Origin of the sequence: Corynebacterium pacaense (assembly GCF_900169525.1) — a bacterium.
GTDB classification, from domain to species: domain Bacteria; phylum Actinomycetota; class Actinomycetes; order Mycobacteriales; family Mycobacteriaceae; genus Corynebacterium; species Corynebacterium pacaense.
The window spans coordinates 1,125,448-1,138,370 of record NZ_LT821239.1 but is presented as its reverse complement, the minus strand read 5'-3'; the positions used below and the strand labels follow the sequence as shown (position 1 = coordinate 1,138,370).

Here is a 12,923-nt window from a genome sequence, read left to right as displayed (position 1 = left end):
CGAGGGCGCGGGGAACGCCGCCCCCCGACTCGCCTCCTGGCTGTACGGGGTCACCGGCAGCCCGGTCACGGGGGCGAGTTGGGTCGGGGACGGTAGGTTGTCCCGCAGGCTCACACTTTCAGGGGTCTCAGTTTCGGAGAATTGAGTCATAGCCCTTTCATCGTATACGCGCTAGCCCTGCCAGCGTTCCCTGTCGGCCTGCTCACCCTCGCCATAATCGAATTCATCGATGAGACCACGGCGGACCTGTGAGGCACGTTTGCGCTCGGCCGCGGATGTCCTGCCGGTCTGCTCGAGACGGACGTCGGTGCCACGTCCGGTCAGCAGCGGATCGGTACCAGCAGAGGTCATCGGCTCCCATTCGAAGGTCACCCCGCCGATGGTCACCGCGGCTCCGACCTCCGCTCCGGCCCTCCGCAGGGCATCCTCGACGCCCAGCTTCGCCAGCCGGTCCGCGAGGTAGCCCACGGCCTCGTCATTTTCAAAGTCGGTCTGAACGATCCAGCGCTCGACCTTCCGGCCCTGCACCAGGAATCCACCCTGGATCTGCGGATCGGTGACGACGGTGAACTCCGGTGCGCGGCGCTCATCGACGGCCCTGGGCTTGATGATGATCTGCTCGACCTTTTCCTTCGGACGCCTCTTCCGGGCCTCCTGGACAATCTCCAGCAGCTTGTACTTCAACGGGTCCAGCCCCCTGCGGGCAACCGCCGAGACGATGAACACCGGCCAGCCGAACTGCCGCTCCAGATCATCCTTGAGAAACTCCGCCAACTCCGCGGCCTCGGGAACATCTGCCTTGTTCAGGACGATGACGCGGGGACGCTGGCGCAGATCGCCGAGCCCGGTGTCCTCGTCGAGGATGGACTGGTAGGCATCCAGCTCGGCCTCCATGGCCTCGATGTCGGAGATCGGATCGCGACCCGGGTCCATCGATGCGGTGTCAACGACGTGGACGAGGACGGAGGTACGCTCAATGTGACGGAGGAAATCCAGTCCCAGCCCCTTGCCCTCGGAAGCCCCCGGGATCAGACCCGGAACATCGGCCATGGTCAGCGTCTCATCCCCCACATTGACCACGCCGAGGTTCGGCTGCAGTGTGGTGAAGGGGTAGTCACCGATTTTCGGCTTGGCCGCCGACATCACGGAGATCAGTGAGGACTTGCCCGCGGAGGGGAATCCCACCAGCCCCACGTCAGCCATGGATTTCAGTTCCAGGGTCAGATCCCGCATTTCACCGGGCTCGCCCTGGAGGGCGAAACCGGGGGCCTTGCGCGCATTCGATGCCAGTGCGGCATTTCCCAACCCGCCCATGCCACCGGCGGCGGCGATGAAGCGCATGCCCACGGTGGTCAAATCGGCGAGGGTCTCACCCTTGTGATCGACCACCACGGTTCCCGGAGGGACGGCGAGAACGAGATCCTCGCCGCGGGCTCCGTTGCGGTGATCGCCCGCGCCGTTGGCACCGCGTTTGGCCCTGACATGCGGATGGAAGTGGAAGTCGAGGAGGGTGTGAACCTGTGCGCTGACCTCGAGAATGATGTCACCGCCGTGTCCGCCGTTGCCGCCGTCGGGACCACCGAGGGGCTTGAACTTCTCACGGTGCACCGAGACACAGCCGTTGCCACCATCGCCAGCGGCGAGGTGGAGCACGACGCGGTCAATAAATCGGTTCATAAATTCGGTGTCACTCCTGCTCAAAATACGATAACGTCCCATGAGCCTACCACCGGGGTTCTCCCATTTTGCCGGCGCTGTCAAAAAGAGGAGAATGTTGGGCAACTGAATATCGATGATGAAGGGACACCACAGAAGCGCCGTGACCACCCACACCCATCCCGTGGATCAGATTCCCCCGGTCCCCAAACTCGCAGCCCTCGGGCTCCAGCACGTCCTGGCGTTCTATGCCGGTGCCGTCATTGTCCCCCTGTTGATCGCGCAATCATTGAACCTCGACGCGGCGACCACCATCCACCTGATCAATGCCGACCTTCTCACCTGTGGCATCGCAACCCTGATCCAATCCCTCGGCGTCGGCAGGCACATCGGTGTGCGCCTGCCGATCGTCCAGGGCGTGACCACCACCGCCGTCGCCCCGATCATCGCCATCGGTCTGGGCGTGACCGACGGCGCGGGCGGGGTGGAGTCGCTTCCCGCCATCTACGGCGCCGTGATCGTCGCCGGCATCTTCACCTTCTTCGCGGCTCCCGTGTTCGCCCGTTTCCTGCGCTTCTTCCCACCGGTGGTCACCGGCTCGGTGCTGCTGGTAATGGGCACCTCGCTGCTGTCGGTCTCGGCGAATGACTTTGTCAATTACGCCGAGGGGGTGCCCGCTGCGCGCGACCTCGCCTACGGTTTCGGCACCCTGGCCGTGATCATCCTGGCGCAGCGGTTCCTCCGCGGCTTCCTGTCCACCCTGGCTGTGCTCCTCGGCCTGGTCGGCGGCACCGCCGTGGCACTGCTGCTTGACGATGCCAACCTCTCAGAGGTCGGCAGTGCCGGGGCCTTCGGCATCACCACACCCTTCTACTTCGGCGTACCGGAGTTCAATGTGGTGGCGATCTTCTCCATGATCATCGTCATGATCATCACGATGGTGGAAACCACCGGTGATGTGTTCGCCACCGGGGAGATCGTGCGCAAACGCACCCGGCGTTCCGATGTCACCCGCGCCCTGCGCGCCGACGGCCTGTCCACCTTCATCGGTGGTGTGATGAACTCCTTCCCCTACACCTGCTTCGCGCAGAATGTCGGCCTGGTGCGGATCACCGGTGTGAAGTCACGCTATGTCGCGGCCACCGCCGCGGTGTTCATGATCATCCTCGGTGTGCTTCCGAAGGCGGGCGCCATCGTCGCCTCGATCCCCTCCCCCGTGCTCGGCGGGGCGTCACTGGCGCTGTTCGCCAACGTCGCCTGGGTGGGATTGCAGACCATCGCCAAGTCGGATCTCTCCGACAACCGCAACTCCGTAATCGTGACCTCCGCTCTCGGACTGGCCATGCTGGTGACCTTCCGCCCGGACATCGCCAGCGCCTTCCCGGAGTGGGCGCGGATCTTCGTCTCCTCCGGAATGTCCGTGGGTGCGATCACCGCGATACTTCTCAACCTGCTCTTCTTCCATGTCGGACGCCAGTCCGGAGGAAACATTGCAACGTCGGCCGCAGGTGATGCGCTCACCCTGGATCAGGTCAATGCCATGGACAGGGGGGAGTTCGTAGAAACCTTCACGTCACTGTTCAACAGCAAGACCTGGCCGCTGGAAACAGCTTGGGAATCGCGCCCCTTCGCCAATGTCACCGCGCTGCGCGAGGCAATTCAGATTGCGGTGCTGACCGCCCCCACGGAACGCCGTGAGGAGCTGATCCACGACTACCCCGACATGGCGCAGCTGCTCCTGGCCTCCGAGTCCGAGGCGGCGGAGATCTCGAGGGACCGGGGGTCGCTGGGTCTGGACACCCTCGATGATGTCGACCGAGCGAAGCTCATCACAGTCAACGAGGAGTACCGCGAACGCTTCGGCATGCCCTTCGTCAGCTATTTCACCACCACCGACACCGTCGATGACGTGATCGCCGCGGGCCTGCGCCGCCTGGAGAACTCCACTGAACAGGAACACAGGCAGGCACTGGGGGAGATCGTCGAGATCGCCAATGATCGTTTCGATATTCTGCTCTCCGACGCCAACCCCGCCCGCACCGCCTTCGACCGGAAGTTCACCGAGTCCGAGTTCCTCGGGCAGTAGGTGCGGGGGTGTCAGACCCGGACGACGAGCTCCTGGACCGGCAGGGGCTCGGCGCTGCCGTCGAGGACCTCACGCAGTGAGGGCACCGCGATCGCCTCGCCCGTCGCCAGGGACAGCTGTGCGGCATCGGCGACGAGGGCGGCCGCAACCGCGTCGAAGGGGGTGCAGGGGTTGTCGATCTTTCCCTGGACCAGATCGATAAAGGACAGCCACTCCTTCTTGTAGGATTCGAAGAATCGCTCGGCGAAGGTCGGGTAGCTGGTCCCGGAGGGGAAGTCAACGCCCGGTTCCGCCGAGGTGAGGGCCGAATGCTCATCCAGTCCCGCGACAACGGAGTCCCTGGAGCCCAGGACATCGAGGCGCGCATCGTATCCGGCCCCGTTGTAGCGCGTCGCCGCGACGCTGGCCAGGGTTCCATCGGAAAGGGTGAGCAGAGCCAGCGAGGTATCCACGTCGCCCACGGCGCCGATGTCGGGATCGCCCTTGTTGCTTCCGCGTGCGAATACCTCCACGATCTCCTGTCCGGTGAGCCAGCGGATGATATCGAAGTCGTGGACGGACACGTCGCGGAAGAGTCCTCCGGAGGTGGCGCAGTAGGACACCGGCGGGGGGAAGGGATCACCCGAGACGGCCTTCAGGCAGTGCAGCCAGCCCAGCTCGCCGCTTTGGAAACGCCTCTTGGCCTCGATGTAGCCGACGTCGAATCGGCGCTGGTGTCCGATCTGGACCACGCCACCCGCCGCCTCGATGTCGCGGAGAATCTCGATGGAGTCGGGGACGTTGCCGGTGACCGGCTTCTCGCAGAACATCGGGACCCCTGCCTCGAGCCCGGCGCGGATGATCCCGGGGTGCGTTGAGGTCGAGGTGGTGATGAAGAGACCGTCGAGTCCGATCCCCAGGAGCTCTTCTAGGGAGTCGACCGATCGCAGTCCCAGTTCCCTGCCCGCCGCGTGTGCGAATTCCGGGACGGCGTCGGCGACGACAACCTCCAGCTCGATGCCCTGCGGTGCGACGATGCGCTGGATCTCCGCAACGTTCTTCAGGTGCATTTTTCCGATACGGCCGGCTCCAACCAGCCCGAATACCAGTTTTGTCATTGTTTTCTCCTTTAAACCCTTGCTTTTTCGGTGTTTTGTGTGGTGCCGGTGTCGGCTGATGTGATGGCGGCGTCGGCAAGCTCCAGTGCCGCGACCCCGTCGTGAAAGCCCGGTGAGAAGCCGGTGCCGTTGCGGATGCCGGCGACGAAGGCCTTCAGCTCCTCGAGGTACGCCTGTGCGTAACGCTCGAGGAAGAAGGGCAGATGGACATCGGCCTGGCCGGTTCCCGCTGCGTCGAACTTCTGTACCGTGGTTTCCCCGCGGTTGCCGGCGGAGAGCATGCCCCCGGAGCCGAAGGCCTCGATGCGCTGGTCGTATCCGAAGGCGCAGTGACGTGAGTTGATGATCGTGATCAGCTCGCCGTTCGCGCCTCTCAGGGTGATCGTGGCGGTGTCATAGTCACCCAGTTCCCTGATATCGGAGCTGAAGGTGTTCGAGCCGGTCGCTGTAACTTCCACGATGTCGGGGACGAAGAATCGTGCCATGTCCAGATCGTGGATGCTCATGTCCCGGAAGATTCCCCCCGATGTCTCGAGGTAGCCGCGGGGGGCGGGTTCGGGATCCCGGCTGATGATGATCAGCTGTTCGAGTTTTCCCACCTCGCCGGCGGCGACCCGTCGCTGAACGGATGCGAAGGAGGGGTCGAAGCGCCGGTTGAATCCCAGCATCACCTGCGAGGCACGGTCGCCCAGCTTCTCCTGGCAGGCGCGTACGGATGCGATATCGAGATCGATCGGTTTCTCGCACAGCACCGCCAGGCCGCGGCCGGCGGCGCGGGTGATCAGATCAACATGGGTGTTTGTCGGTGAACCGATGACCACCGCATCGATATCCTCCCTGGCGAACACCTCCTCGGGGCTGGCCACCGCGACGGAACCCGTCGCGGTGGCCAGTGCCCGCGCACCATCGATGAAGGGGTCCGCGATGACGACGAGCTCGGCATCGGGTAGTGCGGAAATGTTGTTCGCGTGAACATGGCCTATTCGGCCCGCCCCGAAAAGGGCGATGCGAACCGGTGTGGGTGCGGACATCGCACTCCTGCCTTCCTGAACAGTTGAATGAAAGTGATGGGTGTTAATACTGTTTTGAATGCCCGGGGTTTTCATGCCCGAGTCCGGCGTGGCCGCTACACGCCGGCGGGGAAGCTCGCCGCGGCGGTGTCGAAGGCCCGCCTGATTCCCTCGGCCGCGGGCAGGTTGCGGTGTTCGTCGGAGATGATCTCCACCCCCCAGGGCCCGGTCCACCCGGCGTCGATGGTGGATTGCACGAAGTCGGCCGTATCGAACTCGCCTTCGCCGCAGTACGCCCTGCGGTTCGATGACTCCTCGAACATGGTGCCGAGGGAATCAAAGAATCCGTCGTCGATCTCCACAGCATGGACCTTTTCGAGGGGGACGATCTTCCAGACATCGCGGTGGCCGATGCCGACCTTGGAGGTGTGCCAGATGTCAACCATCAGTCCGGCTGCGGGGTTGTCCGCGCGGGTGACCAGTTCAACGGCCTCGCGGATCGTCGGCAGGTGGGAGAAGGGCGTCGCCTCCAGAGCCAGCTTGATCCCTGCATCCTGGGCCTCCGCGGCGAGATCGGTGAAGTGGCCGGCGATCTCGTTGAGGGGGAGGATCTCCCCCTCAACCGTTCCCGCTCCCACCTTGATGTGAATTGCATCAAGGGCGCGGGCCGCTTCAAACAGCTCCCGGCGCGACCTGTCCGACACCTCCCGCTCGTTTCCGGTGGTCCACCAGTTGTCGAGGAACTCCACCTCGATGAGTTCGATGCCCGCGGCGTGGATCCGGCGGCGCAGCTCCTCATAACCGATCGAGTTCCGTGCCTCCACGAGATCGGCCCATGCCAGGCCGATGCCCGCCCAGCCGGTCTGCGCGACAAGGTTGATTCTCTCCTCCAGTGGCACCGGGCTGATCTCGGTTCCGCGTCCGGGTGCGGCATCTCCTGCGCTGGTCCAGCAGGAGGCGATGAGTTTCGGGGTCATGGGTTTCCTTCTGTTCGTGATTGTGTTTCGTGCGCCCGGCTGAACGCGGGGTCGCATTTCTTGTCGGTGGCGTCGCCTACGCCGTGGGGATCGGGGTCTACGGGCGGGGGATGTCGGCGCAGGCGCCCCTGTTTTCTTCGGAGCGGTAGGAGGCCTCGACGATGCGGGCGACGGTCAGCGCATCCGAGACGGGGGCGAGGTTCTCGGCTCCCTCGCGGATGGAGTCCACCCACCCGCGCATCTCCGTGCGGAAGTTGCTGATGTTCTCCAGTTCGGGAAGCTCCGAGAATTTGTTGGACTCGGTGCGGGCGAAGGGTGGGGTGAAGTAGGACTCCGTCCACTCACTCCAACCTGCGGGCCAGCCGTCACGCGCCTCGTCGAGATAGACCTTCAGTCGCTGCGGCAGAACGCCGGCCTCGATCATTCCCCTTGTGCCGTAGATGGTGATCCGGGAGCTCTCGAACCATTCGAGGGAGTCGTGGCCGTCAAAGCTGAAGGACACGGAGTAGTCGGGGTAGTTCAACAGCACGGCCGCGGAGTCCTCCCGGCTGTTCTCGCCCGAGAGGCGCGGGGATTTGTGCACCCTGGCATTCACCGACTCCGGAGCACCGAAGACGCTGACCATCGCATCAAGCATGTGGCACCCGAGGATCCACAGCACTCCGCCCATGTCCGCCGGCTGATTGAGGTGCTCGGTCAGGTGCTCACCGACCAGGGCGGAACCCCGAGCGGAAACGCTGACGATGTCACCGATGAGTCCGGATTCGAGCAGATCCTTCGCCCGGGTGATCGATCCGGCCAGACGGACGTTGTAGCCGACCTGGACCACCAGGGACGGGTCCGCCGATTCGCTGGCTGCGAGGAGTTGCTCCAGGTCTTCGACGTTTCCACCACCCGGTTTCTCCACCACCACCGACTTTCCGGCTGCGATCGCCCTTTTCGCGTGGCTGACCATGTCCTTGCTCTTGGAGTGGACCATGATCGCGTTGATACGTGGATCACCGAGGACGTCCTCGATGCTCCGGGCCTCGAGATCGTATTTGTCCACGAAGTACTGGAGCCGGGGATCCGTATCCGCGGCGGCCACGACCTCCACTCCGTCAATCTCCCGGAGGGCCCGCACACGGGCTGAGGCATGGGGGTGTGTGATTCCGAGAAGCCCTACGACGATCGGATTCAAAGCAAGTCTCCTGTCCTGCGAGTTGTACCCGCGCTGAAATTGATGCCCCACCCGTTCCTCCGGAGTGGAGGCTCCGTCATGGAGGAAGGTGGCCCCGCCGGCAAGCGAAAATATCTACTCACCGGACAAGTGTCTCAATAATGACATGGACCGCTCCAAAGGTCAACTCATGATCTGAAACACATTTCCTCAGACGACTACCACGGCGTCATACAGGTCCGCCACCGGTGCGCCGAGCTTCGCCGAGATCCCCCTGGCCCCGGAATACACCAGCGAGACAATGGAGTCCCCCTCCCTCCCCTCGTCCAGGATCACCTCCCTGAGACCACTGAGGGAAAGCGATGCGATCACCTCGCTCCGGTGGTTGTAGATGGGCACACCGACTGCGGCAATTCCGGGCGTGACATTGTTGTCGCTGAGGATGAATCCCTGGTCACGCTCCCTTTTGAGCTCCTCGAGAATCTCCGCGCGGGAGGATTCACCCCGCCACACCTCGACCCCCTCCATAAGTGAGGCGACATAGTCCTCCCGGAGCCCGGTGGCGTCAAAGGCGAGCAGCGCGCGGGGAGCCGCTCCGATATGCAGCGGAAGTGAGCTCCCCAGCTGGAGAACCCGGCTGTTCACCCTGATACCGTCCAGACGCTCGATGCACACCGCCCTGGTGCCGTTGCGGATGCACAGGAAGGTCGTCTCCCCCGTCCGGCGATGCAGATCGCGCAGAACGGGTGCGGCGAGCTGGCGGATGTCCGTCCGCCGCAGAAGATCCTCGGCAAGGGTGAGCATTCGCAGCCCCACGCGGTAACCCCCGCGGGGTTCTATCTGCTCGATCCACTGGGCGTCGACAAGCGTGGCCAGCAGGCGATACACCGAGCTCAACGGCTCACCGAGCAGCTCCGCCAGCTCGGAGGGGGTGGCGGTGTACCTCCGCTCAAGTATCGCCATCAGGTGCGCGGCCTTGGCAATCACCGAGGGGTTCCGCTCCCCACGGTCGGTTGCGGGGCCGGCGGTGTCCCCGGGTTCGACGGACGGGGGCACACTGGTGCGCAGGTGGGCGATGTTGCCCGCCGCCACCGCGAGAATCCTGCGGATGGTCTCCTCATAGGGAATCACGCGGTCCCGCAAACCGGCCACCGACACCGCACCCACCAGCTCGCCGCCTGCGGTGATCACGGGAACGGCGACGCTGGCCACACCTTCGTTGAGCTCACCGTCATCCATGCTCCACCCGGGCGAGGGATCCGCAGCCACCTCGATACCGGCCGTGGACACCGCCAACCGTGAGGTGGGACGCCCGGCCGCGGGGGAGGCGTGGGACCAGAGCACACGCGACATCGCTCCGGCGTCATTGGGCAGACTGGTCCCCGGAACCAGATGCAGCAGATCGACATCGGTGCCCTCCACCAGGTCCAGACAGGTGATGCGCTCACCGGACAGCACTGCGAAGTAGGCGCTCAATCCCAGCTGATCGCGGATCCAGCCCAGCTGGGAACGCAGTTCATGTCGATCTATCAGCACGGATACCGCACAGTCCCCGAGTCGCAGAATCGCGGGGCCGAGGTCAAAACGTCCATCGCCGACCTGTCGCACCAATCCCGCATCCTCGAGCGAGGAGGTGATCCGATAGATCGATGATCTCGGTTCATCGAGGGCCTTGGACAGCTCCGCGGGCGTGGCGGGTCCGCGGGCAAGCTCATCGATCAGCGCGGCGGCCTTCTTGATCAGTTGAATCACAATCATGGGTGCTAGCTCCCCTTTCCGGGCTTAACCATATCCTGCCGGCCATCGCGATGAAGAGACGTCAGTCTCGTTTCCATGGGGACAGACTCAGGTTACTTTGAAAGAAATTAGTAATGTGGACCACTAATTCTCTAAAGGTTATGATACTCTTTGAACATGTTGTCCGATAGGTGAGGATATTGCCACTACTCAGGAGAATCCAACTCCACGAGTTCTGGAGCCTCATCGCACAACATGTCGCCCAGCAGCCCACACCATCACCGGCTCGCCCATTGGACAGCGCGGCAGGAGTCATTTCGCGCAACCAGCTCCAGAACGCCAGAGACTCACCGCCTCGCACCCTGCAGATCACAACATCTACGGCAGGCACCTGCACCACCAGCGTTGGATGCCACACCGAAACCAGAATCCAGATACCCCGCACCGGATCCGCACCCGATTCAATGCTCCGACCAGTCCTCCACTGATAATCCACTGATAATCCAAAGGAAAAGACAATGACCGATACCAAATCACCCCCAACGATCAAGAATGCGGCCCCCGTGGGCAAGAAGCAGAGTCGACGCCTCGGCCAGATCTCGCTGGTGGCCTGCCTCGGTGGCCTGCTCTTCGGCTATGACACCGGTGTGACCAACGGTGCCGAGGGCCATATGGCCACCGAAATGGGCCTGGATCTGCTCCAGCTCGGAGTCGTCATCAGCTCCCTCGTCTTCGCCGCCGCGGTCGGGGCACTCATCGCCGGCCGCATCTCCGATGCCATCGGACGTCGGCCGACCATCATCATGCTCTCCATCCTCTTCTTCGTGGGCACCATCTTCGTCATCACCGCCCCTGCGGGTGAGCTCGGCCAGTTCAATGTCCTCGGCTTCTCCTTCCTGGTCTTCGGTCGGATCCTGCTCGGCATCGCCGTCGGTGGCGCATCGACGGTGGTTCCGGTCTACCTCGCGGAACTTGCCCCCTATGAGATTCGCGGATCGATCACCGGGCGCAACGAGCTCGCGATCGTGTCCGGACAGCTGGCCGCCTTCGTCATCAACGCGATCATCGCCGTCACGCTGCACGGGGTGATCACCGGACTCTGGCGGATCATGTTCGCGGTCTGTGCCCTTCCCGCGATCGCACTGTTCATCGGCATGCTGCGGATGCCGGAATCCCCGCGTTGGCTGGTCAACAACCACCGTGAGGATGAGGCCCTGGACATCCTGAGGACGGTGCGCACCGAGGAGCGGGCACACTCCGAGCTCCTCGAGATCCAGGAATCCGCCGTCGACCACGCCGGCGCCAAGAAGAACCGCTTCACCCTCAAGGAGATCATCTCCAGCAAGTGGCTGGTCCGGATCATTCTCATCGGTACCGGCGTTGCCGTGGCCCAGCAGCTCACCGGCATCAACGCCATCATGTACTACGGTGTCCGTGTTCTCGAGGAATCGGGAATGAGCGAGGAGCAGTCCGTGATCGCCAACATCGCCTTCGGTGTCGTCGCGGTTCTCGGCGGGCTGTTCGCCCTGCGCAACATGGACCGTCTGGACCGACGGATCACCTTCGTCGCGGGCCTGTCCCTGACCACCACCTTCCATGTGCTCATCGCGATCTTCGCCTCGGTGCTGCCCGAGGGCAACGCCCTGCGGCCCTACGTGATCCTGGTGCTCGTCATCGGCTTCGTATTGTCAATGCAGAGCTTCCTCAATGTCGCGGTGTGGGTGTGGCTTGCGGAGGTCTTCCCCCAGCAGCTGCGCGGCACCGGAATCGGCGTCTCGGTGTTCTTCGGCTGGACGGCCAACGGAATCCTGGCGCTGACCTTCCCCTCCCTCGTCTCCGGGGTGGGAATCACCTCCACCTTCATCATCTTCGCCGTGGTCGGTGTGGTGGCTCTCGCCTTCGTGGCCACCATGGTCCCCGAGACCCGCGGCCGCTCCCTGGAGGACCTCGAGGAGGGAATCTTCAGCGGGGAGATCTTCAACCGGTCGCGAGCATAGACGCGACAATACAATCGGCGAATGGCAACAACCGAAAATCCCCCGGGGCTCGACTACCGGGGACAGAAACTCCGAGAAGAAGGACATTATGCGGACAACTCTCAATTTCTCCCACGAAACCCTTGGACAGAAGGTCCTATTCGGCTTCGGCCAGTCACCGGCCTTTCTCGCCCAGGAGGTGAGCGATCGCGGCGCGCAGAAGGTCATGGTCATCGCCGGTGAGCGGGAGGAGGCGATCGCGCGAAAGGTGGCGGCGCGGATCGACGTCGCGGTGTGGCACTCCGATGTGGTCATGCACGTGCCGATCGAGTCGGCGAACAGGGCACGTGAGATCGCGGAGGCCGGGGGCATCGACCTGCTCGTGTGCATCGGCGGCGGATCCACCACCGGGCTGGCCAAGGCGATCGCACTGACCACCGGGATCCCGATCATAGCGGTCCCGACCACCTACGCGGGTTCCGAGGCAACCAATGTCTGGGGTCTGACCGAGGCCAGCCGAAAAACCACCGGAGTCGATCCCCGGGTCCTTCCGCAGACCGTCATCTACGACTCGGAACTCACACTCTCACTACCGGTGGACATGTCGGTGGCCTCCGGACTCAACGGCCTTGCCCACTGCATCGATTCCATGTGGGCGCCGAACACCGACCCGATCAACTCCGCACTGGCCGCGGAGGGAATCAGGGCCCTTGCAGCCGGACTTCCGCAGATTTTCGAGGATTCCCAGAGCCGGAGCGGCCGTGACCAGGCTCTCTACGGCGCCTATCTTTCCGCGGTTGCCTTCGCCTCCGCGGGCTCGGGGCTGCACCACAAGATCTGCCACGTACTGGGTGGGACATTCGACCTGCCCCACGCCCAGACGCATGCGACCATCCTCCCCTACGTGCTGGCATTCAACTCCCCCGAAGCACCGGAGGCCGAGGAACGCATCGCGGCGGCGTTCGGTTCGGACACCGCCCTGGAGGGGCTGCAGAACCTCCGGCGGAGGCTGGACGCCCCGAAGAAGCTCAGCGACTACGGATTCCGCCCCGAGAACATCGAGGAGGCCGCGGAGATCATTCTGGAGAAGGTCCCCGCGAACAATCCGCGGGAGGTAACCGCCGAGAACATCACCGCACTGCTCACCGCGGCGCTCAATGGAGACGACCCCGCAACGCTTGGGTAGACACACCCCCACACACCCCGGGCACTGACGTGACCCCGG

9 protein-coding genes are annotated in these 12,923 nt (G+C 63.8%); 3 read left to right on the top strand and 6 right to left on the bottom strand.

Annotated elements, in window-relative coordinates; genetic code table 11:
* Nucleotides 1-171: 171 nt before the first annotated feature.
* Entirely contained in the window at nt 172-1,677 is a 1,506-nt protein-coding gene (obgE, locus tag B7E02_RS05415; protein WP_080793760.1) for a GTPase ObgE, read from the bottom strand.
* Nucleotides 1,678-1,819: 142 nt separating this feature from the next.
* On the opposite strand from obgE, the gene B7E02_RS05410 reads away from it, so the two are divergent.
* Nucleotides 1,820-3,742, top strand: coding sequence for a solute carrier family 23 protein (locus tag B7E02_RS05410; RefSeq protein WP_080794450.1), 1,923 nt, complete (start codon nt 1,820-1,822; stop codon nt 3,740-3,742).
* A gap of 11 nt (nt 3,743-3,753) precedes the next feature.
* Here B7E02_RS05410 and B7E02_RS05405 read toward each other — a convergent pair whose 3' ends face one another.
* From B7E02_RS05405 to B7E02_RS05385, 5 genes are all read right to left on the bottom strand, one after another.
* Entirely contained in the window at nt 3,754-4,839 is a 1,086-nt protein-coding gene (locus B7E02_RS05405) for a Gfo/Idh/MocA family protein (RefSeq protein WP_080793758.1), read from the bottom strand.
* 11 nt (nt 4,840-4,850) lie between these two features.
* Nucleotides 4,851-5,870 carry an inositol 2-dehydrogenase gene (gene iolG / locus B7E02_RS05400; protein WP_080793756.1) on the bottom strand — a complete coding sequence of 340 codons (1,020 nt, stop codon included), beginning with the start codon at nt 5,868-5,870 and terminating at the stop codon, nt 4,851-4,853.
* A gap of 95 nt (nt 5,871-5,965) precedes the next feature.
* Nucleotides 5,966-6,826 carry a sugar phosphate isomerase/epimerase family protein gene (locus tag B7E02_RS05395; RefSeq protein ID WP_080793754.1) on the bottom strand — a complete coding sequence of 287 codons (861 nt, stop codon included), beginning with the start codon at nt 6,824-6,826 and terminating at the stop codon, nt 5,966-5,968.
* Nucleotides 6,827-6,923: 97 nt separating this feature from the next.
* Nucleotides 6,924-8,006 (bottom strand): Gfo/Idh/MocA family protein, encoded by a 1,083-nt coding sequence (locus B7E02_RS05390; protein ID WP_245802170.1) that lies wholly within the window; start codon nt 8,004-8,006, stop codon nt 6,924-6,926.
* Between the two features lie 189 nt (nt 8,007-8,195).
* The gene (locus B7E02_RS05385) at nt 8,196-9,743 is read right to left on the bottom strand and encodes an IclR family transcriptional regulator (RefSeq protein WP_080793751.1); all 1,548 of its coding nucleotides are present in this window, start codon (nt 9,741-9,743) and stop codon (nt 8,196-8,198) included.
* Nucleotides 9,744-10,240: 497 nt separating this feature from the next.
* Here B7E02_RS05385 and B7E02_RS05380 point away from each other — a divergent pair, with 497 nt between their 5' ends.
* Nucleotides 10,241-11,719, top strand: coding sequence for a sugar porter family MFS transporter (locus B7E02_RS05380; protein WP_080793749.1), 1,479 nt, complete (start codon nt 10,241-10,243; stop codon nt 11,717-11,719).
* An 88-nt stretch (nt 11,720-11,807) separates the two neighbouring features.
* Nucleotides 11,808-12,884, top strand: coding sequence for a maleylacetate reductase (locus B7E02_RS05375; RefSeq protein ID WP_080793747.1), 1,077 nt, complete (start codon nt 11,808-11,810; stop codon nt 12,882-12,884).
* The last annotated feature ends 39 nt before the right edge of the window (nt 12,885-12,923 follow it).